32 protein-coding genes, 1 tRNA gene and 2 pseudogenes are annotated in these 25,931 nt (G+C 41.6%); 9 read left to right on the top strand and 26 right to left on the bottom strand.

Annotation, left to right across the window (positions count from 1 at the left end; translation table 11 throughout):
• Nucleotides 1-37 precede the first annotated feature (37 nt).
• Entirely contained in the window at nt 38-877 is an 840-nt protein-coding gene (locus tag APA_RS10715; RefSeq protein ID WP_201322266.1) for a glycosyltransferase family A protein, read from the top strand.
• Nucleotides 878-880: 3 nt separating this feature from the next.
• On the opposite strand, the gene APA_RS10710 is transcribed toward APA_RS10715, so the two are convergent.
• From APA_RS10710 to APA_RS10695, 4 genes are all read right to left on the bottom strand, one after another.
• On the bottom strand, nt 881-2,128 hold the full coding sequence (locus APA_RS10710) for a dihydroorotase (protein WP_201322265.1): 1,248 nt from the start codon (nt 2,126-2,128) through the stop codon (nt 881-883).
• An 87-nt stretch (nt 2,129-2,215) separates the two neighbouring features.
• Nucleotides 2,216-3,235 carry a hypothetical protein gene (locus tag APA_RS10705; RefSeq protein ID WP_201322264.1) on the bottom strand — a complete coding sequence of 340 codons (1,020 nt, stop codon included), beginning with the start codon at nt 3,233-3,235 and terminating at the stop codon, nt 2,216-2,218.
• Between the two features lie 155 nt (nt 3,236-3,390).
• Nucleotides 3,391-3,813: a large conductance mechanosensitive channel protein MscL gene (gene mscL, locus APA_RS10700; RefSeq protein WP_201322263.1), complete on the bottom strand. Its 423-nt coding sequence runs from the start codon at nt 3,811-3,813 to the stop codon at nt 3,391-3,393.
• 179 nt (nt 3,814-3,992) lie between these two features.
• Complete coding sequence (locus APA_RS10695; RefSeq protein WP_201322262.1) at nt 3,993-4,421, bottom strand: hypothetical protein; 429 nt, start codon at nt 4,419-4,421, stop codon at nt 3,993-3,995.
• Between the two features lie 123 nt (nt 4,422-4,544).
• Between APA_RS10695 and APA_RS10690 the strand changes: the two genes are divergently transcribed.
• Nucleotides 4,545-5,360 carry a mechanosensitive ion channel family protein gene (locus APA_RS10690; RefSeq protein WP_201322261.1) on the top strand — a complete coding sequence of 272 codons (816 nt, stop codon included), beginning with the start codon at nt 4,545-4,547 and terminating at the stop codon, nt 5,358-5,360.
• Nucleotides 5,361-5,472: 112 nt separating this feature from the next.
• Nucleotides 5,473-6,384 (top strand): LD-carboxypeptidase, encoded by a 912-nt coding sequence (locus APA_RS10685; RefSeq protein WP_201322260.1) that lies wholly within the window; start codon nt 5,473-5,475, stop codon nt 6,382-6,384.
• A gap of 33 nt (nt 6,385-6,417) precedes the next feature.
• On the opposite strand, the gene surE is transcribed toward APA_RS10685, so the two are convergent.
• The 3 genes from surE to hisH all read right to left on the bottom strand — a co-directional run bounded on the left by surE (nt 6,418) and on the right by hisH (nt 8,548).
• Nucleotides 6,418-7,203: a 5'/3'-nucleotidase SurE gene (gene surE, locus APA_RS10680; RefSeq protein WP_201322259.1), complete on the bottom strand. Its 786-nt coding sequence runs from the start codon at nt 7,201-7,203 to the stop codon at nt 6,418-6,420.
• Nucleotides 7,204-7,369: 166 nt separating this feature from the next.
• Complete coding sequence (locus APA_RS10675) at nt 7,370-7,885, bottom strand: DUF2808 domain-containing protein (protein WP_201322258.1); 516 nt, start codon at nt 7,883-7,885, stop codon at nt 7,370-7,372.
• A 39-nt stretch (nt 7,886-7,924) separates the two neighbouring features.
• On the bottom strand, nt 7,925-8,548 hold the full coding sequence (gene hisH, locus APA_RS10670) for an imidazole glycerol phosphate synthase subunit HisH (protein WP_201322257.1): 624 nt from the start codon (nt 8,546-8,548) through the stop codon (nt 7,925-7,927).
• Nucleotides 8,549-8,843: 295 nt separating this feature from the next.
• Here hisH and APA_RS10665 point away from each other — a divergent pair, with 295 nt between their 5' ends.
• A complete protein-coding gene (locus APA_RS10665; RefSeq protein ID WP_201322256.1) occupies nt 8,844-9,290 on the top strand; it encodes a hypothetical protein in 447 nt (148 codons plus the stop codon).
• 89 nt (nt 9,291-9,379) lie between these two features.
• Here the strand turns inward: APA_RS10665 and APA_RS10660 are convergent, their stop codons facing one another.
• From APA_RS10660 to APA_RS25485, 4 genes and pseudogenes are all read right to left on the bottom strand, one after another.
• Nucleotides 9,380-9,775, bottom strand: a complete 396-nt coding sequence (locus APA_RS10660) for an IS1 family transposase (RefSeq protein ID WP_201322255.1) — start codon at nt 9,773-9,775, stop codon at nt 9,380-9,382.
• Nucleotides 9,776-9,880: 105 nt separating this feature from the next.
• The gene (locus tag APA_RS10655) at nt 9,881-10,867 is read right to left on the bottom strand and encodes a transposase (protein ID WP_236579503.1); all 987 of its coding nucleotides are present in this window, start codon (nt 10,865-10,867) and stop codon (nt 9,881-9,883) included.
• Nucleotides 10,868-10,933: 66 nt separating this feature from the next.
• Nucleotides 10,934-11,134: an IS1-like element transposase gene (locus tag APA_RS10650; protein WP_236579502.1), complete on the bottom strand. Its 201-nt coding sequence runs from the start codon at nt 11,132-11,134 to the stop codon at nt 10,934-10,936.
• Nucleotides 11,135-11,221, bottom strand: a pseudogene (locus tag APA_RS25485) (IS1 family transposase); the annotation flags it as partial. It abuts the gene before it with no gap.
• 94 nt (nt 11,222-11,315) lie between these two features.
• Between APA_RS25485 and APA_RS10645 the strand changes: the two are divergent.
• From APA_RS10645 to APA_RS10635, 3 genes are all read left to right on the top strand, one after another.
• Nucleotides 11,316-11,540: a hypothetical protein gene (locus tag APA_RS10645; protein ID WP_201322253.1), complete on the top strand. Its 225-nt coding sequence runs from the start codon at nt 11,316-11,318 to the stop codon at nt 11,538-11,540.
• 232 nt (nt 11,541-11,772) lie between these two features.
• Nucleotides 11,773-13,170 carry a PAS domain S-box protein gene (locus APA_RS10640; RefSeq protein ID WP_201322252.1) on the top strand — a complete coding sequence of 466 codons (1,398 nt, stop codon included), beginning with the start codon at nt 11,773-11,775 and terminating at the stop codon, nt 13,168-13,170.
• 191 nt (nt 13,171-13,361) lie between these two features.
• On the top strand, nt 13,362-15,119 hold the full coding sequence (locus tag APA_RS10635; RefSeq protein ID WP_201322251.1) for a bifunctional diguanylate cyclase/phosphodiesterase: 1,758 nt from the start codon (nt 13,362-13,364) through the stop codon (nt 15,117-15,119).
• Between the two features lie 49 nt (nt 15,120-15,168).
• Here the strand turns inward: APA_RS10635 and APA_RS10630 are convergent, their stop codons facing one another.
• The 4 genes from APA_RS10630 to APA_RS10615 all read right to left on the bottom strand — a co-directional run bounded on the left by APA_RS10630 (nt 15,169) and on the right by APA_RS10615 (nt 17,647).
• Nucleotides 15,169-16,239, bottom strand: a complete 1,071-nt coding sequence (locus APA_RS10630; RefSeq protein ID WP_201322250.1) for a response regulator — start codon at nt 16,237-16,239, stop codon at nt 15,169-15,171.
• Between the two features lie 237 nt (nt 16,240-16,476).
• Nucleotides 16,477-16,860 (bottom strand): DUF1636 domain-containing protein, encoded by a 384-nt coding sequence (locus tag APA_RS10625; RefSeq protein WP_201322249.1) that lies wholly within the window; start codon nt 16,858-16,860, stop codon nt 16,477-16,479.
• Between the two features lie 95 nt (nt 16,861-16,955).
• Nucleotides 16,956-17,234, bottom strand: coding sequence for a DUF2973 domain-containing protein (locus APA_RS10620; RefSeq protein WP_103668346.1), 279 nt, complete (start codon nt 17,232-17,234; stop codon nt 16,956-16,958).
• Between the two features lie 95 nt (nt 17,235-17,329).
• Nucleotides 17,330-17,647, bottom strand: coding sequence for a DUF2605 domain-containing protein (locus APA_RS10615; RefSeq protein ID WP_201322248.1), 318 nt, complete (start codon nt 17,645-17,647; stop codon nt 17,330-17,332).
• 113 nt (nt 17,648-17,760) lie between these two features.
• On the opposite strand from APA_RS10615, the gene mazG reads away from it, so the two are divergent.
• A complete protein-coding gene (gene mazG / locus APA_RS10610) occupies nt 17,761-18,582 on the top strand; it encodes a nucleoside triphosphate pyrophosphohydrolase (RefSeq protein WP_201322247.1) in 822 nt (273 codons plus the stop codon).
• A gap of 27 nt (nt 18,583-18,609) precedes the next feature.
• Here mazG and APA_RS10605 read toward each other — a convergent pair whose 3' ends face one another.
• Nucleotides 18,610-18,789, bottom strand: coding sequence for a hypothetical protein (locus tag APA_RS10605; RefSeq protein WP_201322246.1), 180 nt, complete (start codon nt 18,787-18,789; stop codon nt 18,610-18,612).
• A 97-nt stretch (nt 18,790-18,886) separates the two neighbouring features.
• Nucleotides 18,887-18,967: transfer RNA gene (locus APA_RS10600), tRNA-Leu, on the bottom strand.
• A gap of 203 nt (nt 18,968-19,170) precedes the next feature.
• On the opposite strand from APA_RS10600, the gene APA_RS10595 reads away from it, so the two are divergent.
• Nucleotides 19,171-20,091 carry an alpha/beta hydrolase gene (locus APA_RS10595; protein WP_201322245.1) on the top strand — a complete coding sequence of 307 codons (921 nt, stop codon included), beginning with the start codon at nt 19,171-19,173 and terminating at the stop codon, nt 20,089-20,091.
• A gap of 273 nt (nt 20,092-20,364) precedes the next feature.
• Here APA_RS10595 and APA_RS10590 read toward each other — a convergent pair.
• From APA_RS10590 to nrdJ, 9 genes and pseudogenes are all read right to left on the bottom strand, one after another.
• Nucleotides 20,365-20,610: pseudogene (locus tag APA_RS10590) on the bottom strand (type II toxin-antitoxin system death-on-curing family toxin); the annotation flags it as partial.
• Entirely contained in the window at nt 20,607-20,804 is a 198-nt protein-coding gene (locus APA_RS10585) for a DNA-binding protein (protein ID WP_201322243.1), read from the bottom strand. The gene APA_RS10585 and the pseudogene APA_RS10590, both read right to left, overlap by 4 nt.
• Nucleotides 20,805-20,912: 108 nt before the next feature.
• A complete protein-coding gene (locus APA_RS10580) occupies nt 20,913-21,254 on the bottom strand; it encodes a type II toxin-antitoxin system RelE/ParE family toxin (RefSeq protein WP_201322242.1) in 342 nt (113 codons plus the stop codon).
• Nucleotides 21,244-22,023 (bottom strand): hypothetical protein, encoded by a 780-nt coding sequence (locus APA_RS10575; RefSeq protein ID WP_201322241.1) that lies wholly within the window; start codon nt 22,021-22,023, stop codon nt 21,244-21,246. The genes APA_RS10580 and APA_RS10575 overlap by 11 nt, the downstream gene beginning before the upstream one ends.
• Before the next feature lie 6 nt (nt 22,024-22,029).
• Nucleotides 22,030-22,557, bottom strand: a complete 528-nt coding sequence (locus APA_RS10570) for a hypothetical protein (protein ID WP_201322240.1) — start codon at nt 22,555-22,557, stop codon at nt 22,030-22,032.
• 7 nt (nt 22,558-22,564) lie between these two features.
• Complete coding sequence (locus APA_RS10565) at nt 22,565-22,777, bottom strand: hypothetical protein (RefSeq protein WP_201322239.1); 213 nt, start codon at nt 22,775-22,777, stop codon at nt 22,565-22,567.
• Between the two features lie 56 nt (nt 22,778-22,833).
• Entirely contained in the window at nt 22,834-23,220 is a 387-nt protein-coding gene (locus APA_RS10560; protein WP_201322292.1) for a type II toxin-antitoxin system VapC family toxin, read from the bottom strand.
• On the bottom strand, nt 23,204-23,470 hold the full coding sequence (locus APA_RS10555; protein ID WP_201322238.1) for a hypothetical protein: 267 nt from the start codon (nt 23,468-23,470) through the stop codon (nt 23,204-23,206). The genes APA_RS10560 and APA_RS10555 overlap by 17 nt, the downstream gene beginning before the upstream one ends.
• Nucleotides 23,471-23,607: 137 nt before the next feature.
• Nucleotides 23,608-25,911 (bottom strand): ribonucleoside-triphosphate reductase, adenosylcobalamin-dependent, encoded by a 2,304-nt coding sequence (nrdJ, locus tag APA_RS10550; RefSeq protein WP_201322237.1) that lies wholly within the window; start codon nt 25,909-25,911, stop codon nt 23,608-23,610.
• Nucleotides 25,912-25,931 lie beyond the last annotated feature (20 nt).

The following is a 25,931-nucleotide window of genomic DNA, read 5'->3' as shown; positions in this document are numbered from 1 at the left end:
TGAAAAAATTGAAATCTGTGAATTGAGAGAGCATTATATGGAATTTCCATTGGTATCTGTTATCGTTCCAACTTATAACTCTGCTGATTTTTTGGAGCCATGTCTGAAATCTATCCTAGAACAGTGCTATGAAAAAACTGAACTAATTGTTGTCGATAATAGCTCGGATGACAATACTCAAATGATTGCAAAGCGATACACAGAGCATGTCTACAACAAAGGTGACGAAAGAAGCGCTCAGAGAAATTTTGGTGTCCATCAATCCAGTGGTGAGTATGTTTTGATGATTGACAGCGATATGGTATTGACGAAGGGGGTTGTGCGAGCTTGTGTTGAAGTTATCCAGAAAGATTTACAACTTAAAGCATTAATTATTCCTGAAGAATCCTTTGGTGAAGGTGTTTGGGCTAAATGTAAGAAGCTAGAAAGATCCTTTTATAGTGGTGTTGATTGGCAAGAAGCTTCGAGGTTTTTTGATAAGAATGCGTATCTTGAAGCTGGCGGCTATGACGAGGCTATGACGGGATGGGAAGACTACGATCTACCGAATCGTATCGAGTCAAAGCATGGGGCTGGGAGTATTGGTCGTGTTAAAACGTTAATCTATCATAACGAGCGGAACCTGAATTTGTTTACATCCTGTCGCAAAAAGTTTTACTACGCAAAAACCTTAGATCTATATATTCATAAGGATACGAACAAAGATCGGCTACATAAACAAACTTCAATTATTCGTAGATACGGAGTTTTCTTTGCAAACCCTGTCAAGCTTTTCAAGAACCCATTTTTAGGAATTGGGATGTTATTTATGAAAACCTGTGAGTTTGCAGCTGGAGCTTCTGGTTACGTGGTCGGAAAATTTTCATCAAAGCAATGATTTTCATAAAACTTTGCCGATGAGCGATCGCCCCATATAATTACTATTTCTCGATTGAGATGAGATCTCACCACTCGCAACTAGCCATTCTAAACTTGGCTCGAAAAGAGTTGAGAGTTTGGGTTGAGGGAGTCCTAAGATTTTAGCTGGGTTAACGCTAAGAGCTTGCCAAAGCTCACTAGCAGTTAACAATCCTGTTGCAACTAAGTTTTGCCAGAGGACGGGGAGGGCAAACTCTAAGCCGATCGCACCTACGGGCGCAACCTCAAAAGGCACGACTTTTTCTTCATAAGCGCAGGGAGTATGGTCGATCGCAATGCTATCAATTGCGCCTGATTTGACACCTGCAATTAGAGCTAGGCGATCGCTTTCGCTGCCGAGGGGAGGGCTGAGGCGGAGATTGGAATCATAGGTTTCTAAATCGCGATCGCAGTGACAGAGATGTAACCAAGTTGAACTAGCGGTTACAGGTAATCCATCATTTTTAGCTTGAGAAATTAATTCCACACTCTGAGCGGTAGAGATTCGCATGAAATGGGTCGGGGTTTTGGTGAGGCGGACTAACTCGATTAAGGCGGCGAGGGCAGTGGTTTCGGCGGCGGCGGGATAGCCAGTCATTCCATACTGTAGCGACCATCGACCTTCACGAATTACGCCACTACCTGCGAGGTCAGGGTTTTGAGGAAATAGAGCAATTGTTTTACCAAGTGGTTTGATATATTCCATAGCGCGGCGAACCAGCAGTAAATTGGCGATCGGTTTGCTATCGGTAAAGCCAATTACGGATTCGGCTAGCTCGGCAATATCGGTGAGTTGTTTGCCCTCTAATCCTTTGGTAATAGCGCCCCAAGGTTGCAGAATATCTCCATGTTTTTGCTGCACATTGCGCCAAAATTCTAGGGCAGCAATATCATCGATCGCGGGCTGGGTATTGGGCAAAATGCCAATCTTGGCAAACCCGCCATTTTTAGCTGCTTGCACTAGCTCAGATATCGTTTCTCTAGATTCATGCCCTGGCTCGCTACTAGTGCTGTAAAGGTCAATCAGCCCAGTTCCTAGGAAAATACCTGAACGCTCATCAATATTTATTGCCTGAGGAATTTGGGATTGATCAAAGTTAGTGTGGATTTGGCGATCGCTATCAACAAAAACATCGGCAAAAGTTTCCGCAATCTCTGAGGATGAATCAGTGTGAAGAATGCGTACTTGCTTGTAGAGAACTGGATAGTCGATGGAATTGTCTAAGTGCATGGCAAAAGGATTTTCTTTTTACTGTATAGTGCGATGTGCGTCACAACCCAAAAAAGTGATGAGGCGCTTTGCGCCTCATCACTTTTTTTATTGAACAATATTTAGCGATCGCTGATTTTGGTAATAACTGCGCCATTGCCATTTGCCTTGTGCATCGACATTGGGTGTAAACACGCGCACATCAAGCGAATTTAAACCAATTTCTTGGACGATAATTTCGGGGTAGCGATCGCCATTGAGTTCTTGGATACCATAGAGGGCATAACTACTTACGCTATCGTTAATGTAGGAAAGCGCTCTAGTATGGGTCAAAATTGGCTCTGGTGACCAATCTCCGTTCGCCGATTTCCGTAACATTACTAACATGCTGTACTCTTGGCGCTCAAGAGCGGATCGAGATAGAAAATCTTTCCACACTTGGGGATCAAATCCTGCTGGACGAATTGGATTGTCGAGGCGTAAACCTGCAATGATTTCAGGCTGGTTGTCGCCGTCGATATCTGCACATACTAATGAGGCGATCGCTACTTGTGAGGTTGCCGCTTGATTTGCACCAAGTTTCAGAAATAAATTACGCGATTTTTCCAGTATACGGGGTTGAATTTTACTGGGGCAGTTAAAAAAGTAGGTGCGATCGCTTGCCGTATTAATGCGATCGCTAGCCACAATTGTTAAATTGGGCTGACGCAAAATTGCAGGATCGAGGCTTTTTGTCTGTTGATTTTTATCGCTTTCGGTTGGTGCTTGTACTTTAAAGCTAGCGATCGCACCAAAAGCATCTGAACCACGCACTGCAATCACTTGAAACATACCAAGGGGTTTACCAAACTGCATCAATGCAAATTTACTGCCCACAGGGATCGATTGAATTACCCGATCTAAACTGCCGAACTGTTCTACCAAATCGGATGGGACAATGCCTTCGATCGTCTTGCCATCGGGAGAAGATTGGATGAACAGGAAAATAGGGACAGGTGGTTTATCCACTTCAGGTTTTTTGTCGTTATTGGGACTAACGCAAGCATTGAGACCAATAGCAATTCCTAAAATTACAAGAGATGCAGATATTGAGTAGCGAATTTTATTTCTGAATTGTCTAAATGGCATGATATGCGAGCAGTCTAGAGGTATCTGTCTCAAAAATATAAGTGTATGCTTTGCACACACTTATATTTTATGTAAATAGACGTAATTAATTGCAAGCCCAAATCTGTAAGGTTTCGCCCCGCAGAGGCGAAACCTTACAGATTTGGGAATTTATTTTATTTGGATTCCATCACTTCTGCTAAGCGTTCGACAGCTAATGTCAAACGTTCTTGAGGATCAGGCTTGACTTCAGCCGCAGCTTCCACCCTAACTTCTTTACGCTTCATCGCCTCAAAAGAACGAATGATCAAGAAAATTACAAAAGCGATGACGAGAAAGTTAATCACTGAGGCAAGAAACACACCATATTTAATCCCATTGATTTGCAACAGAGCAAGATCCTTAACATTGGCGGCTTGGAGCGCTGGATTCAGGAGCAAAGGGGTGATGATGTCCTCGATCAAAGAAGTGACAATTTTGCCAAAAGCGCCACCAATGACTACAGCAACTGCCAAATCAATCACATTACCCTTCATGATAAAGTCCTGAAAGTCTTTCATAAAACCTCCAGCAGCACGTCTACCATTTTGTAAAGCCATAAAATACATCTCCTCAAACTACGCATGGTTTTAATGAGTGGCGTTGCTCGCCGCCCATTACTTATAACGCTTTACGCTCAAACCAGAACAAATCAATTTTTTAAAAGTGTTGCAAAGCACAACTTTTAAAAAATTGATTATGAGTATTTTGATCGTAAATTGTTATAAATAAACAGATTTTAATTATCAGGCTTTTGATCCCGTTTTACCGATCTCGATTCGTTAAGTTCAGCCAAAATCTTTAACGATGGTAAAGAGATCGCCTGATGACGATACAAGCGATACATCAAATACATACAGAGCGCAAAATAGCCCGAACTTAAGGTTGCTTTCAATAGTTCTGCGGTAACTTGTAAAGTTTCACCATCCGTTGGTACTCCACCCATTGCCCCATAGGCGATCGCCCAAGTCAACATCAAGGCGATCGCCACTTGACTAACATCGCGGACTTTACGACTGCTTCGCTGTCGCACCAAGGCGATCGCCGATGGGATCAGCCCAAATACTGGCATTAAACAAAAAAACATTTCAATTCGTTCTTTGGTCGAATCGCGAGATATTTGTTCTGGCTTCTCGATTTGGCGATCGCGCTTAGAATAACGGCTCATAACTTTACCTTTGCTTCTGTGACGATGTTAGCGCTTTGTTCGCTATTTGTGCGCTCACCAATTATTATTGACGTAAATTCTGCTTACTTCACCTACTTCAAAAGGGAGAAAATTTTTACTCCGATGGATTCAGCAACTATTCAAACTTTTATTGCAACTAACTTAAATTTGCTTGCTGGAGCAGCATTTAAAGTTATTGCCGCGATAATCCTCTGGTTTATTGGGCGCAAACTGATCGATTTTTCGATCTCCATTACCTCCAGTACGCTAAAAAGACAACGTATTGATGCAACACTGATTAGCTATCTAACTTCTAGTCTTTCAGTGTTACTCAATATCATTCTAGTCGTAGCCATTCTCGGTTACTTTGGTGTTGAAACAACCTCCTTTGCTGCGCTTTTAGCGGCGGCTGGTATCGCGATTGGGGCAGCATGGAGTGGGTTATTAGCTAACTTCGCCGCAGGTGTCTTCCTGATTGTTTTACGTCCATTTCAAGTTGGCGATTTTATCTCTGCTGGGGGTACTACAGGCACAGTTGTAGAAATTGGCTTGTTTGTAACGACCATCGATACACCTGATAACGTTCGTACATTTGTCGGTAACAACAAACTTTTCTCTGACAATATTCAAAACTTTTCTACAAATCCATATCGTCGCGTTGACCTTCAAGCGCAACTAGACCATTCTGTTAACTCCAATGAAGCAGTGCGAGTTCTCCAAGAACGGATTAGTAACATTCCCAATGTGGTTAGCAATCCTGCACCTGTAATTGAAATTATCGACTTCACACCAATGGGACCAGTGCTTGCAGTACGTCCTTTCTGCAACAATGCTCACTATTGGCAAGTCTATTTTGACACCAATCGAGTTATTCGCGAAAGCTTTAGTGAATCTGGATTCCCTGTTCCTCAACAACACTTCCAAATTCGTCAGTCTTAACCCCAAAAAGCCTCGCTTAGCGAGGCTTTTTGGCAAACAAAATATTTGTTAAATATGCTGCATTGCAGCATATTTAACAAATATTTTGTGTTTCTCTTAATCGAAATCAACTATGCAGCCAACCAAATTCCCATCGATTATTACACCTTCTCAAAAAGTGCGCGTCATTGCTCCTAGTGGTGCATTACGCGAAAGGGAACGCTTTGAGCAAGGACTAAAAATCTGGCGCGATCGCGGTTATGAATTGACCATACCTGATGATCTTAGTCAGCCTTGGGGCTATCTGGCTGGAACCGACGAGCATCGCTGTCAGCAATTTATCGAGGCATGGAACGATCCTGACTGTGTCGCGATCGCCTGTGCGCGGGGAGGCTATGGCTCAATGCGGCTACTCGAAAAACTTGATTGGCAAGAGCTTAGCGATCGCCCTAAATGGTTAATTGGTTTTTCTGATATTACGGCTTTACTCTGGGGTTTAGCGAAACACAAGGGAATTGGTGGCTTACATGCACCAGTCATCACCACATTAGGCAATGAACCAGCGCGATCTCAACAGCAATTATTTGATTGGCTCGAAGGAAAAGTTAATGTGATCGCATTATCAGGGGAAGGCTGGAATAATGGTCAAGCAACAGGTGTTCTCTTACCTGCAAACTTAACTCTCGCAACGCATATCATCGGCACAGATCTTTGTCCTGATTTGGAAAATGTAATTTTAGCGATCGAGGATGTATCCGAAGCTCCTTATCGGGTAGATCGCATGTTAACCCATTGGCGTTGGTCGGGACATTTACAAAAATTAAAAGGGATTGCGATCGGGCGTTTTAGTCAATCGGAAGTTTCTACTCTCAGTTTTACAATGGAAGAAGTATGGCGCGATCGGCTGACTAATTTAGGGATTCCGATTGTGATGCATTTGCCATTCGGACATGATGGCGAAAATGCTCCCTTACCTGTTGGTTGTATCGCTGAAATTGATGCCGATAATGGAACGTTATCCTTCTCACGATCAATCAAAAAGTGAGTGTTTGCGCTTCGCGCAAACACTCACTTTGTTTTAGAAAGATGACAAAGTAGTTAATTTTTCTGTCCATGTTTGCAAAAATGGCATCGCCGAAGAGAGAGTTAAATCATACTTAAGCGGCGTAATCGTCACGTAATTATCTCGAATCGCTTGAATATCTGTATCTGCTTCCGCTTCTTCTTCAACGACTACACCAGATAGCCAGTAGTATGTTTTGCCACGCGGATCGATGCGCTTCTCAAATAGATCCTTATAGCGACGAATCCCTAAACGAGTGACTACAGCTCCGCAAATATCTGCTTCGGGAATTGCAGGGATATTTACATTAAGTAGAATTGCTTCTTTGAGAGGATAAGTTGCGATCATCTTGACTATTTTTTTGGCAAAATTGGCAGCAGCACTAAAGTCTGGATGTGTGAAACTAGCCAAACTAAAGGCAATACTAGGTAAGCCTTCTAGTACTCCCTCCATCGCCGCCGATACAGTACCAGAGTACAAAACATCCGTTCCCAAATTTGCGCCGCGATTAATTCCTGATAAAACTAGATCTGGGCGATCGCCTAGTAATGCATCAAGTGCTAATTTCACCGTATCCGAAGGCGTACCCGAACAAGCCCAAGCTTCAATTCCCGCAGGATAAACACCAGAAATTTGATCAACTCGTAAAGGCTCTTGCAAAGTTAGCGCATGTCCTGTTGCCGATCGCTCACGATCTGGACAGACAACCGTAATCCGATGCTCAGTATCACTAAGTGCCTCGGCTAGCGCTCTTACCCCCGCTGCATAAATGCCATCATCATTACTAATAAGAATATTCATTTTCAAGTATGAAATTTACAGCAATTTGTAATCAAAATAACCACAAGAGTTTTGTTAAAAGTACTGTTTTGCAGCACTTTTAACAAAACTCTTGGTTCTGGTTTCAGCGCAAAGCGCTGTAAGAACCACCTAACTATAAAGGCTCGCGTTGCGAGCCTTTATAGTTTTAGTCGAGGGTGATTACCCATGAGCCAATATATTGAGGTACGGGGATGTCAGCACGCATGACTCTACCATCAAGCTGATAGAAACCGCTATAGTCGGGATTTCGGACGTTGGATAGCACGGCTCGAATTGCTGTTTTGGAGGGGATTTCCTCTTTAGGGATGATCGTAATGCGGCGAGTTTCTTTATCCCAAGTAGCCGATTCAATCTCCAAATCTTTGCCCCCACGGCATTGATCAGTTACACGCAGTTTCATTTCACTAGTATCAAAGCTACCATTGAAATGCTCAGGATAGGTAATGATTACTTCGGAAACTTTAAACTTCTGTGGCTTTACTTCTAAATAATAACGATCATTACGACCACTACCGCCATTGTCAAGACAATAGTCAAGTGCGCTATCTTTTATTCCGCCAAACAGAATAAATCCTGCATTATTTTGGGCGCGAACTACTGATGGCGAAACCACAGCACAAGCTACAGCTAGACAAGAAACAATACCCAGTTTTTTGATCATTTGGATCTTCATAAATCTCACAAGACACATACTATTATGCTACGCACTGATCATTCTGACGAAATTTGATAGCAAATGTATCCCGTCATTGGATGATTTTTCGGGATGAAATTGCACAGCCATCACATTATCTTTGGCGATCGCGACTGTAACTGTTTGGCTGCCATGGGTTGTTGTTGCTGCCGTCACGGAGCTATCAACGGGTGCAGTGTAATAGGAATGCACAAAATACATCCAAGGACTAGCCCCCAAGTCTTGCCAAAGCGGGCAATTGGCTTGCCTTAGCTCTAGCTGGTTCCAGCCCATATGCGGGATCGTCAGATTTGGCTCGTGCCTAAATCGCTTGACTTGCCCTTTGATGATTCCTAAGCCAGATTCTTGCCCCTCTTCGCTGCTTTCAAATAGGATTTGCATTCCTAAGCAAATTCCTAAAAATGGCTTGCCCGAAGAGATCGCATCATGTATAGGTTGTTCTAGTTTGGTTGCCCGCAATTTCTGCATCGCAGGATCAAATGCTCCTACCCCTGGTAAAACAATACCATCGGCATCAGCCAACTCTTGCGGATCATTGGTGACGATTGGGGTTGCGCCTGCCATCTCTAAACCTTTGCAGGCTGAGTGCAGGTTGCCCATGTCGTAGTCGATCACTGCCACAACTGGCATGATGTTACTCCTGTTTAATAGTCTTGCGATGGGGAACTTTAAGCCCCGTTACTCCTTCTAAGTAAGTAGACGCAATTAAACACAAAACCCCAAAACCTATGCCGCCCGCGCAGTGGGGGGTATAGGTTTTGAATCTGGATTTTAATTACGCCGAGGTACTTAAAGCGATTATAGCTGTCGCCATTTCAGTTTAACCGAAAGAGGGATGGCGGTGCTTAGCGCCACCATCCCTCTTTCGGTTTTGATATGGTTATATAATGGCTAAAGTCCTGAAAAATACATCATGAGGTTTAGGATGGCTGACAGGCGAATTGTTAATCATGTTTTATTGGTGCTAAGTATTGGTGCGATCGCTCCTTTCGCGATCGCTAAGCAGGCTGCTGCCGAGGAGAAAATCAGTATCCCTCAAGCACCTGTTGAGCCAAGTCTCTGGTGGAAAACTCAACGGTTACAAGAAGGTTGGGTGGAAAATATTGAGATCGATGCAGAATCAAGACAGGCAATTGTCACGATTAATACAACCAGATGGACAGCTTCTGATTATTTACAGCGTTTTAGTTTTCTATTTAAGCTAGGCACTGAAGCCCAAAAGCAAAACTTTAACGTGTTATTGCACAATCGCCGCGATCAGAAGATTGCTGAGTACAGCACTATAGAGGAGCGTTGGCGCATTGACCCAAAATCTCTAGGTGCAGAGCCTTTTCGGGTCAACGCCCCAACAATTTTTCAGCAGCAGTTTTAATACAAATATAGAAAATCGCAGTTATTTTCTATATTTATCTTAAAAAAGGAGAAATAGGGGGTAATGCTTCAAAGTTTTTGAATAGCTATTCAGGAAAGAGATGGAAATTCATAGCGATTAATAAACAAACCAATTACAATATCGTGCATCAAAATCGACTTGGAAAAACAAATAGTCTTTCTGGCTAATCGTTTAATTCGAGTTCTCAGCGTTAAATGTTTGCGTTCAATTTTCTGGGTATTTTCCTTTCCGATTACATGGGTTTCAGGGTCTAGAATACGTTCATATCCTCCCCAAGCATCAGTAAAAAATCGGGTAATCCCAAAAGGTATTAAGAGATTCATCAGGGAACCTAAAGCATTATCTTGATGTGGGGCTAGGACATATGCCAAAACTGCTCCCGTAGCATGGTCAATGGCGGGCGCATAACCATCTTTGTTGTTTCTTATTGCCCACAAAGCTCCACATTTCGTCCATCTCGGCATCTTCAACCCGATGAATATCTATGTCCAGTTCATCGGTATCAAGCTTTTCTAGCAAGGGGTAATTGACGGGCTCTACCTCTTCTTGTTTTTTTTAACTCTTAGGACTTACGCAAGAGCCATAGAAATAGAAGGATGCTTAAGCTGATAACGCAAATAATCAGACAAAAGCCCAGATTTAAGTTGGTAAATGGTGTTACCAGCTTGAAAAGCCAAACGCTTCAGATGATGCCAAACCAACATGGCACAGGCGATGTGATTACGCTGAATTCTGGATTTACGGCATTGACAAGCCTCAATCCCCGTCAATTGCTTGATTTCCCGATGAAATTCCTCAATAATCCACCTGATAGAACAAATAGCTTGTACTTCAGGGGTGTAATCTTGAGTTAAGTCGTTAGTCACGACATATTCTGTCCTGCTAGGAGAAACAGTGACCCAGAATAGCTTCACCTTTTTATCTTTGGGGAATTTATTGATTTTGATCAATTTTCCCTGCAATAATTCTTTCTCAGACCAATCGAGTTGGTCAATCCGCTTATATTTTTCCACTCCACCACTATCATCGACTAGACGATTGGACTTGAGTGGACAATAATAAATTTTGCCGAAGTTGTCAATTTCTGCCATTAGTCGTTGCGTGGCATACCAACTATCCATCAACACTGTCTGAAATGCTAATTGCTTGCTATGGACTAATCCCTTGAGCATATCGGACACATGGTCTAATTTACTCTTGCCATCACCATTAGGGTCATAAATCCGATAGTCTACCACCCAAAATTCGTGCCGTTTGAAATTGACATAGATACAGTTGACCAATCCTATACCCTGCACAACTCCATGCTCGTTGCCACTGTATTGTCTCTGTGCCATCTCAATCTCTTTGGCATGGCGTTTGTCTAACACTGTGTCGTCAAACAGCACGTACATATACTTGGCTTCATCTGACACAATCGTTGGTTTCACGTTTTGCCATAGCAATTTCGGCGTTAGTTTCTCCGCTTTTAGGTATCGGTTGATCTGGTCATGACTATATCCTTCTATATGGTCTGCTAAGTTGGTGATTGTGTAGTTTATCTGACTACTTAGCAGTTACTGACAATAATCTAGCGTGCTAAACTTTTTTGTCATTGCTTTTCCTCAAATCATTCTTCCTTTTTACATCATTTTTTCCCTTTGCGTAAGTCCTAACTCTTTAATTACGGTTGTAGGGCTGATACCCAATACTCTCCCTGTATCTCGTATTCCACTACCATTCATTGCCATGTCCACAATTTGTTGCTTTACGCTTGGTAAATATTCTTTATTCGTGTAATCAATTATGAAAGTCTTCTGTGTACATTCTGTGTTTCGGCACATGTACCTCTTTTTACCTGTGGCACTATATCCGTGCCGATAAATATCTATGCCTCCGCAAGTTGGACAATGAACTGCTTCTGTTACCATCATTTCTTCCCCTCTATTTTAACCTCTTTCAACAAGTCTGCAACATTACCGGATTTGCCTCCTAATGTAGTTGAACAAAGAATGAAAATGATCCATGAGGCTCTTGAAACTGGGGGATATTCAACTTTACGAGCAAGAGATATCGGTGGATGGCAAAATTCAAACCGAAGAGGTGAGAATTGTCCCCTATACAGAAGATAAAGTTGTGCTTTTAGTTAGAGATGTTAGCGATCGCAAGCAATCAGAATTAGCGCTCCAAAGTTTGTTGGAAGGTACTACTTCTGTTACTGGTCAAGATTTTTTTTCCAGAATTAGTTAAGCATATTGCGATCGCCCTTGATGTTTCCCATGTCTTCATCACCCAAACTGTTGGGGGAAACCTAGCGACTTTAGCATGGTATGCAGACAATCAAGTTCAAGCAAATGTAGTTTATAACAGTACCAATACTCCATGCGAATTAGCCTTTCGAGAGGGGATCTATAACTGTTTTGGCGTGCAACAGAAATTTCCTCTTCTCCGCGAGTTGGTGGGATCGAATGTTGAGAGTTATATGGGAATTGCCTTACAAAATTCAGCAGGCGAGAAGATCGGGGTAATTTGTGTGTTAAATCATGAACCTTTAGATAATCCAAAACGGGCGGAACTACTACTACGTATCTTTGGGGCGAGGGCATCTGCCGAACTAGAGAGAATGCAGGTGTTTGAGGATTTGCAAATATTGAATGCAGAGCTAGAGCAGCGTGTACAGGAAAGAACACAGGAAATGTTAAAAACTCGTAACTTTTTAGAAGCAATTATTGAGAATATACCAGTAGCTCTATTTGTCAAAAATGGCAAAGAAGAAAGATTTGGCGAATTTTTGTTGTGGAATAATACCTGCGAACTCATGTTCGGTTGTAGTAAAGAGCAAGCACTTGGCAAATCAGTCTATAATTTTTTCCCAAAAGAGCAATCTGATTTCTTTAATCAGAAAGATCGTTCATCATTTGCGCTCGGTAAAATTGAAGATATTCCTGAAGAACCAATTGACAGTTTGACTTTGGGTCGCAGAATTCTGCATACCATTAAAGTACCTATATTCGATGAGCATGGCAACCCTGATTATTTAATCTGTATTTCTGAAGATATTAGCGATCGCAAATCCGCAGAACTAGAACGCGATCGGCTTCTCCAAGAATTATCTCAACTAAATAAAAGTCTCGAACTCCGAGTTGAAGAACGAACTGCCGCACTTGTAAACGCCCAAGAGCGAATTATTGCCCAAGAAAAACTTGCCTCCCTTGGCACGCTTACGTCTGGAATCGCCCACGAACTTCGCAACCATCTCAACTTTGGGACCAACTACGCGAAAGGCGCAATCGAACTGAGTCAAGAATTGCTGGACACAATTCAGCCTTTGCTTCCTTCTTTAGATATCGACACCTCAGATTTTGTCACATCCTTGATCGCCGATCTCCAAGAAAATGCCACGACAATTCGCGCTCATAGCCAAAGAGCTGAAAATATCATCTCCAACATGATGCAACATGCCCGTACTGATGATGCAAAGGCAATCCCGCAGCCGAATCAAATCAATAATTTACTCGACCAATCCTTAAAGTTGGCGTATCACAGTAAAAAAATGCAAGATAGCAACTTCAACATCACAATTCTGACTGACTATACAACCGATCTAGATTTAGTTGATCTAGTCACGGGAGCCATGAGTCGGGCTTTCATTAATCTAATTGATAATGATTGTGATGCCATGCGCTATCAAAACAATCTTCTGGATTTCTCGAAAGACGCAGAAAACTATCATCCCACGCTCAGCCTTTCGATACGCGGTCTTGGCGATCGCGTCGAGATTAGGATTCGTGACAATGGTTGTGGCATTGCTCCAGAGATTCAAACCAAGATCTTAGACCCTTTCTTTACAACTAAACCGCCTGGAGATGCTACTGGGTAAGGTCTTTCTCTCACTCACGATATAATTGTCAAGCAACATAAAGGCACTTTAACGATTAATCCTGATACTAGCCAATTTACTGAAATAATTGTTACGATACCCAACAGATATACTTAAAAAATCAAGATCCTAATTCCAAATTAGAATAATTCATACATTGGTATTAAGGATACCTACACCAAAACTCAACTATGAAAGAAGGGATAAATTTAGTACTAGTCGTTGATGATGAGTTTGAAATTCAAAGACTGTTTAAGCAAATATTTAGAAAAAGAATTCGGAATGGAGAGATAAGTTTTCTGTTTGCTCAAAATGGGGTGGAAGCACTAGAGATTCTACGGGAATCGAATTCGATTGACATGATCTTAACCGATATCCAGATGCCAAAGATGGATGGATTAACCTTGTTGACAAACCTAGCAGAGCTTGAATGTCCGCTAAAAGCCGTAGTTATTTCCGCATTTGGGGACATGAAGAACATTCGCACAGCGATGAATCGTGGGGCTTTCGACTTTTTGATTAAGCCTATCGATTTTGAAGACTTAGAAATTACAATTAACAAAACGCTGGCATTTGTTCATGATTTGAGAGCACAAAAGCAAAAGCTTCAGTCAACTCTAGATCGACTCCATAGCTTAGTATTCTATGACCAACTGACTGGCTTAAGCAATCGCTATGGACTGATCCAGAAAATCGCTAAAAGCATTGAATTAAAGCGAACAAAAGGTATTTCTTTCGCCGTATTAAAGCTAGATGTAGAACGCTATCCCATCATTAAGTCTGGGTTTGGCCATACACTTGGAGATCGCCTCTTAGTTGAAATTGCCCATCGATTGGGAAACTGGGATATTCCATCTAAGGTCGTGGCCCGATTGGAAAGCAATGAATTTGCGATATTGCTACAGGATGTTGAAAATTTATCCACTATTGAAAATCATATTGAACAGCTTCATCAACTTTTCAATCTTCCCGTTCAACTTGCGGAGATTACCGTATCATCAAAGACGCATATAGGGGCTGTCACTAGCGACTTAGAAGATAGCCAACCAGAAGACTTTTTGAGGGCGGCTGACACTGCCTTTGACTACGCAAGACATGATAGGGAACGTACGATTTTCTATGATGATAGTATGCAAAAGAAGGCTATCCATCGAGTAAACCTTGAAGTTAATTTGCAAGAAGCGATAGAATCCAAGCAAATCTTAGTATATTATCAGCCGATTTTTTCACTGAGTACAGGGAAGATTAAAGGCTTTGAAGCTTTGGCACGGTGGCTGACCCCAAATCAAAGATGGATATCACCCCTAGAGTTCATTCCATTAGCAGAAGAAACGGGACTAATTATTCCATTAGGGCGTTGGCTCTTATTTGAAGCTTGTGCGCAGATGGGTCGATGGAAAATCCAATTTCCTGACATTTGTCCTGACAGCATTAGTGTTAATCTATCGAGTTTGCAATTAATTAATTCAGAGCTATTGGAAGATATCGATCGCAGTCTAAGCTCCGCATGCTTGAATGGAGAAAGCTTAAATTTAGAGATTACTGAGAGTGTCTTAATGGGAAACATCGAAACTGCCATCGATGTTCTAGCTCAATTGCGGGATCGCTCTATCGGAATTTCAATTGATGATTTTGGTACAGGTTATTCTTCTCTCTCTTATCTCCAATCTCTACCAATTACAGCCTTAAAGATTGATCGCTCTTTTATTAAAGACATTGATACTAATTCAAATAGTCTAGAAATTACTTCAATGATTATTAACCTATCTAATCAGTTGAAGCTAAAAGTAGTTGCCGAAGGCATAGACAAAGAAGCACATACTAATGTTTTGAGATCTCTTTCCTGTGACTATGGGCAGGGTTTTCTGTTTTCTCCAGCAGTTGATGCAACTGCTGCAACTAATCTGATAGCTGCTCAAGGTTTTATGGATGTGGCGGTTTGTAAATGAACGGGTTGCAAAAGCCAATAAATTTTTTCTATCGTAAATCTCAGCGCCTTTATCGGTTGCAATATTTCTCTACCGTCGTCAGTAACTCCTTTTCCCCAAACGGTTTGGTTAGATATTCAGTAGCACCAACCATCCGCGCTTTGACGCGATCAATAAAGCCATCCTTTCCAGTGAGCATAATAATCGGAACCTTCGCAAACGCACTGGACTTACGAAGCATTCCACATAATTCATATCCATCGATCTCTGGCATAGTGATATCACACAAAATCAGATCAGGATTATGTTGAAAAATTAAGCTTAAAGCTTTAATAGGACTAGATACCGCCATAACTTGGAAGCCGTGATTATGCAGAATATATTCAACAGCTCGACAAATTGTCACACTGTCATCAATGCATAAAATTCTGGGCGATTTTACTTTTACTTGCTGCGGTGCACTCATAGCTAATGGAGTAATCGCAACTTGTCCAAAAGAAATCGCATCGTAGATCATCTGACCAATATGACTAATATCTTGCCCCGCATATCGTGATAACTGACGGATTGTCGTCTTACCATCAATCCAAGTATTTAAGAGCGGTAAAGACTCCTGAGTAAGCAATACAGGACATTGATCGATTGACTGTAAAATTGGATAAAATCTCTTCCACTGCTGAAGCTGTAGCGAATATTCAGCACTAATCTGTGAAAACTTGAATTTTGTTAGCTTTGGTGTGAGTGCGGCACTAATTTCAAAAACAAAAGTACCTTGATAGAGACCAATAATGTCAAAAAGCACCTCTCGGATTGTGCTTTCGAGAATCGACTTAGCCTGATCAGGTGTGAGAATTTTGGCTTCTAGGAGCGCCCAAATCTGACCATACTCTAAAACATTAATCCCCAATTTCGAGCTAGATAAATGATCCAGCGCATGGTCTAAACCTAATCCATGCAAATAATCGCGCAGACGGGTCAAGTTACTATCAGTATCGGTGGCGTAGATTAGTTCTCCGTTATCAAAAAATAAAAACCAGAATTTTCCTGTGCTCGATTCAATCAACAACTCTCCAGTTCGTTGCCCAAACTCGATTAGGTGGATAATTGTATGTACGTCAATTTCTCTGAGCGTGCCTTGCATGAGGTGTTACAAATTTGAGTTTTGTCTTTAATATGTAGAAAGATTTGTCCACATTACCAGAATTTCTTTTGTTATAGCTGTTGCCATCAAAAAGCGAAAAGAGAGTTGCGGCGCCAAACGCCGCAACTCTCTTTTTTTTTGATTTTTTCTGCGACAGCTATACCTTGATCTTAAGGCTTTTTAGCAGCAATTCTCACTATAAAAATCACAAAAAGAGAGCGCTAAGCACTCTTTTTTCTATAAAGGTGGTATGCGAGCAATTACGCCACTTTTTAGCGGTTCGGGACGTTCTTTCCATGACAGCATTCCATCGGCGCGATCGCGATATATTTCTGCGCAAGACAATATAGCTGATGCTGTTGTCGGCATATTTTCAGCATCACTGGGCAAGTCCCCAAACAAGTAGGAATATTTACCTTCAGAAGCAAAGGTGACAACACAGGCATGGCTGCAAGCACTCATGCAGGAAACAGCGCGAATCTCAAACTGCGATCGCGATTCCCAGCTTTGATGTAATTGAGAAAGCTCTTTTAGTAATGTTTCACCACCACTAACACCTACCTTTTTGCCATTTTGCCAAGTACTGGCACAGGTAGTACAAACTAATAAACTGTGGGTCATTCGTATCTCAATAAAAACAGTTATAGCTATATAAAACCCATTCATAGAGTTGCGCCGCAAAGCGGCGCAACTCTATGAATGGGTTTTATGTTTGATTATTTATCGCCGCTAGGTGATGAGTTGTATAAAGCATCAAGTCTTGAACGAGCATCATCAACGTTAATTGATTTAATTACCATTAATGGTTCATCAATATATTTACCATCTTTATCCCACAATTCAGGATGGGCATATTGAGGAGCTACGCGACGACTACGATTGTCTTGATAGCCTCGTGAATCATTTTGGGAAAGTGCAATCATACTGCGAATAAGATTGCTGATCGCGAAGATGGAGAGGATCGTAAAAGCGAGTATATAAAGGATCTGTACCATGTCTACTTTCCTGAAAAAATATGTAAATTAAGTGAACTAAGGTTTAAAGGGAAAAATCAGGGGCTAAAATTAAAATCAAAATCAAAATTAAAGTTTTAAATTGCTTGATTACGATAGTAGCGCATCCCTACGGCTTGACACTCCATAAGTAGTTCATGCCAAGGTCTCATCGTCATCATGTCTACGCCAACTTGATGTCCAGTAACGCGAAACAAAGCTCTCGCCGCAGCAACTTCTTTGAGAGCATTTTCGACTCGTTCTAGCAAATTTTGCTGATCTGATTCTTGCAAGAAATTTAGGCGTTCATTGGAGAGTAATTTCTGAGACCTATTAAACCAATACGTGAAATCTTCTAGTAATGGCTCAAGAAGTTGTCTGAGCATTTCAGGATCGGGACTAGCAGTATTACTCATGGGGCGGATCTCCATCGGCAAATTTGATGCTGTATATAGTGTGTTAAAAGTAATATTTTTTTATACACAGTATTATAGCATTTCGTTACTTTTCTTAACATTAAACAAATATTATGACTTTTGATCCAACTGTTAATTCTTCGGCGAACTTGATCGCAATGCAAAATTTAATCGATGTGGTGGCAAAGTTACGATCGCCTGATGGTGGGTGTCCTTGGGATTTAAAGCAAACACCAGAAAGCTTGATCCCCTATGTGATCGAGGAAGCTTATGAGGTGGTGGATGCAATCCAGAGTGGTGATAGTAAGGCGATCGCTGAAGAGTTAGGAGATCTGCTAATGCAAGTTGTTTTGCAGTCACAGATTGCTAGCGAAACTAATCAATTTGCGATCGCGGAAGTTGCAGAAGGGATCGCTCAAAAACTGATCCGCCGCCATCCCCACGTATTTGGTGATGTTAAGACTGAAAGTATGGATGAAATCCATCAGAACTGGGAGAGGATTAAGGCTGAGGAAAAGGGTGAAGACTTAGCAACAACTCAAAAACTGAGCTACAAACTCAAGCGCTATGCGCGATCGCTGCCGCCCTTAACTGCTGGCATGAAAATATCTCAAAAAGCAGCAGCGAATGGTTTTGAGTGGGAAAATGCCGATGGTGTCTGGGCGAAATTTCATGAAGAGTTGGATGAGTTGCGCCATGCTCTAGAGCATGAATCCAAGGAAAATCAACAGGCGGAGCTAGGAGATTTACTATTCACCCTAATTAATGTGGCGCGTTGGTACGATCTCGATCCATCGGTGGCTCTGCAATCAACAAATCAAAAATTTATTCAGCGTCTTGAGGTGATTGAGACATTAAGCGATCGCCCCATCGATAGCTTCACTGCCGAGGAGTTAGACAATCTCTGGAAACTTGCCAAAGAGAAACTCAAATAAAAAAAGCCTCGCTTAGCGAGGCTTTTTTTATTTGTCAGCGGGTGCATCTGGACGTAGAAAACGGGAATCAGAAATTTCGATCAGCTTATCGATTGATGTTTCAGCTAAAAATTTGCGAGCTTTAGCGAGATATTCTAAGTTGGGACATTGATCACCGAGGATACATCCATTGGTGCATTCTTCTTGACAATTGACTTGACGAGACATGAGTTTAGAAGCAGTTTGTAAATTAAAATTCAAGGCTACTACAATATTATCGATAAATAAAAAAGCAGCGCTACGCGCTGCTTTTTTATTTTTAATATGCGGTCAGAGAGACTCGAACTCTCACAGCTTTCGCCACCACCACCTCAAGATGGCGTGTCTACCATTCCACCATGACCGCAATTGCTTTTTTAGTGCTTAACTATATTACAGCAATAGTGCAAATATGCAATATAAACCCCAAAAATCTGTACCGCCCGCTGCGCGGGCGGTACAGATTTTTGGGGTTTAAAGAATGCTGCTTGCAGCATTCTTTAAAAAATCCAATATGTTATTTTGTTCGTAAATTGCTATAAGCAACTAAACCCAAAACCTCAAACCTCAATGTCTGAATCATCCCTAGAATCATTGCAACATGAGCAGATCCAAAAACGATCGCCTAAACGTTGGCTTCGCCCTGTCGCGATCGCTGGGATTGTGATCGCCAGTTTTTACAGTTCTGTCTGCGCTGTATTGTGGTTTGGGCAAACGAGGCTGGTCTTTTCACCAGTTAAGGAAATTACGACTACACCCGCCGAGTTTAATGCTAAGTATGAGGATGTCTTAATTCCTGTCCAGAGTGCCGATGGCAAGACTGAAAATATTCATGGTTGGTGGTTGCCCAATGCCAAGCAAGAAGCAAAAAGTGATTTAGTCGATCGCAAAGTGATTTTGTATTTGCATGGCAAGGGTAAAAATATTAGTGCCAATGCAAAACATGCTAATCGCTTAATGCGGATGGGGTTCTCAGTTCTAGTAATTGATTATCGTGGCTATGGCAGAAGTGAAGGCGCATTCCCTACAGAATCATCGGTTTACACAGACGCACAGACGGCTTGGGATTATCTCGTCCAAAAAGGTTATAAACCAAGTCAGATTATGATTTATGGGCATTCGTTAGGTGGCGCGATCGCGATCGATCTTGCTGCGAAGCATCCCGATGCATTAGGAATGATTGTCGATGCTTCATTCACTTCGATGAGCGACATGGCTCAACTCGATCCTAAATATCGTATTTTTCCGATTGATTTGTTAATTCATCAACGTTTTGATTCGATCTCCAAAGTGCGATCGCTATCTTTACCTGTGCTTTATATTCATGGCACTGCTGACGATCTAATCCCTTCGGCGATGTCTCAGCGTTTGTATGAGGCAACATCGACAAAAAAACAAATCGTTCTTATTCCCAATGCTGGACACAATAATACCGCCTCTACCAATGAGCCACTATATCTAAACTCTATTCGGAGTTTCTTCAATCTTTAGTCAAATAGCTGTACAAAGTAGCTAAAGTGATATTTCCAGATGGCTTAGAGTTTTAGCTGTGTCTTACCCCCTTCCCAGTCAAAGAATAGGCAAAGGGACTACAGCAATAGTTGTATTTGCAGGTAAGTGATGTAACTTCCCTAAGCAATGATTTGTAAGTTTTATTTGAGCGATCGCCCGATAAATCAAAATATCTCAACCAATCCATATCAACCTGTTTAAAGGCTGCCTAAATCTTGGATTAGGCTATAAAATGTAGTAATCAAACTAAGCAATTGCTGCGTGACCTGTGCGCTTATTTCCATCTACGAATGGATGATTCATCACGATTGAAAATCCCAGAGCCGCAGCTTTATCAACAATTGTTGGGTATAAATCTTCTCCGTCAAATGTCATGAGCGGTTGAGCGATCGCCGATTCTAATCTCCCAAAATCACGAATACCTTCAGCTCCACCTGACTGTCGGGTTACTTGATGATGGATATCGAGAATTTCTACTATTGTGAGATAACGAATCATGCTAAACGACGGTAGAGTTCGGCATTCTTTTGCAGTACATAACTTATAGCTTCGCTAAACTCTTTTTTGGGGCTAGACAACCAATCTTCTATACTTGCTTGTAATAAATCTTCAGGAGATACTTGACTCTCTTGAGCTAACTTTTGTATTTTCTGAAGTTGTTCATCTGGAAGATTAATAGTAATAGAAGCCATCAAAAACCTCTTAAATGTTGTAACTGACTAAGATTATAGCTTTGCGATCGCCTAGTCTCTGATTTGCAATGCGATCGCCCCATAAATTGTTAATGTGATTAGCGATCGCTAAGTTCTTTCAATAATGCGTCGAACTTCTGCGGCTGAAATGTCTGATTGTTCGGATTTAGAGTAAATGGCAATCAAAATAACGGATGTAGATGTTTTGACATAGTAGATAACTCGATAGCCAGCACTTTTACCCTTTTTATTATCACTATTTTTAAGCCGTAGCTTGAAGACTGTATAACCAACATGGGCAATTTGATCTCCTTTAAAATTTCCCGATTGCAAGTCGTCAAGAATTGGTTGTAAATCCTTCCTGATGCTTCGGTACTTTTTTGCTAGATTACGCAGGTCATTTTTAAACTCATCGGAGAATTTAATTTCAACTAATGGATCAATCGACATCGATTCCATCCCAAAGTTCAGAGATTGGGTGAGTTCTACCATTCATCGCATCATCCCAGCCTCGCTGAAAGCATTCTACCGCAGAGTCTAGTTTTTGCTCTTGACTGGCAGTTATTTCTTGATTTAATACATCTCTTACTATCAATGACTTCATGTCAGAATAATAAGACTCATAATTTTTCCATCCAAGAAGTGCTGTAATATTGCTAGAAAAGTTTATTAACAATTTATTTTCTAAATCAAATGCTGGATCTTTAAAAAACTCTTTCGTGTCATCGTCATGATTTTCTGCAAGATGATTGAATATTGCTTTGTTTAGTCCACGAAGTTTATCATCGTCCATATGGTTGTACTGATTACGACCAGCATAAATTATCAAACCAATAGGCAATTTACTTACCCAGCGTCCTATACAAAATTTGACAGGTTTACCTCCAGACTTCATCAATAGCTTTCGTACATTTTCGGGGAGTTGTTCAGGGATATTTTTGTTTTCAGAAAATAATTGAATTCCCATTGCTGCAATTTGCAGTAAAGAACCACACATAGTGGCAAATGCAAAACTTTCTGCAAAGAATTCTCTCTGCAATTTAAGTGATGATTGGATTGGAACGCTATTTTTATTCAGCCAGTATTGCCAAGCATCTTTGTCTTCCGCATCTCCCATGTAGATAATTACTTTTGGGATTTTGAGATATAAATTAATGCCCTCAAATAGTTTGACAACAGCACTTTCTGTTTGTTTCAGATATTCTTCTAGATCAGTCATATTATTTTAACCATTTTCAAAAGGAAATCTATATTTATAGAAACGTTTGAAAAATGCATAATAAGGATGGATTTTATACTTTTTATTTGAAAAATAAGAATACAAATAGGCGTGTGGTTCTAGAGGATTAAAAAAAGGATTATACGAGAAAATTACAAGCAAAACAGCCAAGATATAAGCACTTTTTACAACTAAAAAAATTGTGACAGCAATTTGAAGAACAAATAATAGCCAACCATTGAAAATAGTCGTGCCAAAGAAAATATTAAGTTTTTTTGAATAGAAAAACCAGTTAATTAACCCAGAAATTAGATTTACAGTTATTGGAATTCCAAATAGGCAAAACCAATTAAAAGAATAGTTTACAGAGTAGATAGAAGTTGCCAAAAAACTGTAGGACGTTAGAACACTAGGTAAGGCAAACCACATTGCCACCTCTAGCTTTTCATTCGCATTTAAATATGGGTTGTCTGAGTAGTAAACATTAGCTTCAACAAAGTTGTTCAATTCCTTGCTAGAGTCAATTTTTTTCATTGTCGTCCTACCTAGATTTAAAGTCTGAAGCAACAAATTCTTGCTGAATCTGAGAAAGCTCAGATTGAATTTGCGGATCTTGTACCATTGCTGCTAATTCATTCTTAATCCGAATTTGATGCGCTATACGCTCCAAAAGCCATAACTGCTCAGTTAGATTAAGAGCATCTATAGACATAGCAATTACTTTAAGATCGCTTGATTTTTCTTTAGTAAACATAGTCTTGGTCTATCTCCGTTTCATTCGCGAACAATCGTAACTTGAAATCAACTGAGCTACAGTCTTTTGTATGGTTGCACAGTTGTGAGATTTGGAATAACTGCATAGTGCTTGACATTAAACGTATGTAACGGAACACCTAAAGAAATAGCTGTTTGACCAATCAAAGTATCAATCAAACCAAGTCCATGACTGAGATTATAATCTGCAAACACTTCTAAAGCTTGATTACAAGTTTCGGCTGTCGCCCAGACAACCTCAAAATTAGCAATTAATCTTCGGATTTGCCGCAACTCAACTTTGTTATTACAGCCTTGCATTAATTCCATTGCCACATGACCAGATAAAGCAATCTTCTCATCCTCTAGAGATTCTAACCAACTAATTGCTGGCGGATATCTTCGCAGGAAGTCTATGATAATGTCACTATCCAAAAAGATCATAACGTTTTGCTTGAGATTGATCGCGCAACTGACGAGCATAGGTCAAACTATCCTTAATATCAGTACGATTCTCCCACACACCAATTAACCCAGAATTCAGTAATTGACGCGCAGTAAAAGTCTTTTTAGACTCAGGCAAAGGAGAAAGTGAAACTACTACTTCAACCTGTTGCCCTTGAAAAACAGGAAGATTGCTTAGATGAATTTCACCATCTTTTTCTATAGTTTGATGTAACCGAATTGCTTGCATAGCTTTATATTTCCTGCGTTTGCATACATTCTTAAAGCATATTTTTAGATTATAGCCGAATTCACACTCTTACTAATTTAGGTGATTTGCAAGAAAATTTCTACCTAATCACCTAAATCATTATGTTAAAACGTTTCCTATGGCTTCTGTTCAGGAAACATACACTTATCAGAATCGCAACCCGCAGGGCCCGCATCCATCAACTCACCCGAATCATAACGCAACAAACTCGCGTAAAAATCATCAGACTTGCGACGTACTAGCACCTCAGCACTGAGCTTCTCATAGGCAGCCTTATCGATTGGCTCAAAAGGCAACCGAGGGAAAGTTTGCAGGTCGTCAAAACGCGCCAACAGCGCCGCCGAGATATAACCCTCATCATCACGAATCGCTTCGTAAATCTTCTTCCCTAAAGGCTCGATTTCCGCCTCACGCAACTCCAAAGTTGCAGAAGTATTATGACGAGTGTAATGCTTCTGCACCTGCATATAGAAATCAAACTGCGCCATCACATCGAACTTGCTGATGTCAACCTTGTCCGCACCATCAAGGTCAGCCCAAGAAACGCTCACAGGAATCTCCACCAGCCATTCTGTACATCTCGGATCGAAGGGATCATTCAACAATTGTCCGTTCTCATCCTTATCTGATTGCGAAGGAATAATGCTATAGCCGTAGTCCATGCAAGCCCGTGCCACAGGATCATCCTTACGGAAAGTAATCCGACGGATAAAGCGCTGTGCCTTGGGAGGATGCCAACCTGGGGAAGCCCCTGTCAGCAAGGATTTTGTGCCTGCTGGCTGTGTCGTTGTGCAGCGATTCGGACGGCGTAAGCCATGCGCGTCGCAATATTCCCAAACCGTCTGATGCACAATCTCACGCCAGCGATTGAGATAATTTGCTTCTTTCTCTTTGAAGTCTAGCCCCTGCACAGTATCAGGACGACCCGCCTCAAACCAGCGCAACCAATCCACACCAAAGGCATGAACGAAGAAGTCAAATAGTCCTGTGAAAGATACACCGACAATCGGATCAACATCACGGCTAAATTGATAGCGCTTCTCGATGAATTGATGATTAAGAAGTGATGCAACTGATAAAGCACCAGCTTTAAAGGCTGCTTCCTGTTCTTTTTCATCCTTAGGATTAATCAGATTAAGATGCACCTCCGAGAGATTGCAATGGAAATCTGCTCCCAAAATTTCACCACAGGGATTTAGAGCATAACGCTGTAATCTATGCTCTAGCTCATGTTCAGAGACTTCAGGCTGCTGCGATCGCAACCATTCTTTTCCTGCACCTTTGACATAGGTGGACAGAAAATCACGCTTAAGTTCGGGAGTCGTAATCAAATCAGCATTAGAACGCGCGATCGCTTCACCCGCCCATTGAATTGCACCTTCACCTGAATAGTATTGTTTGCGAACTGCATCAACACATTCTTGTTCAGTCGGCTTGCGATGGAATACACGGGTATGATTTGCCATTCTCAAAGCATCGCGTTCGGGATCGATACGCCAGTTACCAGCTTCATCCTGTTGCCAGAGATTATCCTTCGCGACAGAACCGAGTGTATCCTCTGAAGAAAACTGTCTCATGCCCGCACTTCTGCGGATGTTCCCAGCCACGATACAGACTGCGGCTTCATCGATGAGGATGCAGCACTCAACCGAGGTGAGTTGACGACCGATCGCTTTATTTAAAACATTGGCGCAGCGATCGTAAAGCGTAGGCAACTTGACAGGATTTGCCATACCGCCAAAACCTTTGAGGGCTTCACCACTGGGGCGAACATCGCTGATGTCAACGGTGACTTGGACAGGCTTAGCTGCGTCAAACTGCTCATCGCTGCATAGCTCAAGTAGCGATTGGTAGGACTTGACCCAACCTTGGCGACTATCACCAACGAAGAACTTAACGGCATTGTTGGCATAGTCAAATTCTACTTCGGTATTGTGGCGGCGATCGCTAACAGGTGTTGCCCCGATCGCACCGATCACATTTACCTGCAACTGGTTACGGATTACAGGCAATTGGCTAATGTACTGCGGCTCTAATACGCCGCCAGTGCCAGATCCCTGCATCGCGAGATCCATCATCAAGCCAAAAGAGCGCCAATCGATTACATTGGTACTGGTGCAGTTATAGGAGCCTGAGAAATTTTCGGGGCGATCGACCCATTCCGTACCACCAACCCACAGCCAACGTCCAGAGGTGAGGGACTTGAGCTGTTTCTGCATTTTGTCGATCAGGTCAGCTTGTTCTTTGGTCAGCTTGCCTAGCGTTTTTAAACCTGTAAGTGTGCGATCGCATACTTCAGCCCAGCTTTCGCGCTTGTTATTATATTTGCGGCTGTATGTCCTAAAAAATACGGGATAAGCGGCAGGAGCGCTGTCGGGGAATCTAACCTCTTTGGAGAGGCGGGTGAATTCTTGCACCATAAAAATGCTTTTGTTTTAAC

The sequence above is a fragment of the Pseudanabaena sp. lw0831 genome (assembly GCF_016584665.1).
Lineage (GTDB): Bacteria > Cyanobacteriota > Cyanobacteriia > Pseudanabaenales > Pseudanabaenaceae > Pseudanabaena.
Note: the sequence above shows the minus strand (reverse complement) of the source record. Positions and strands in the feature narration are given on the sequence as shown.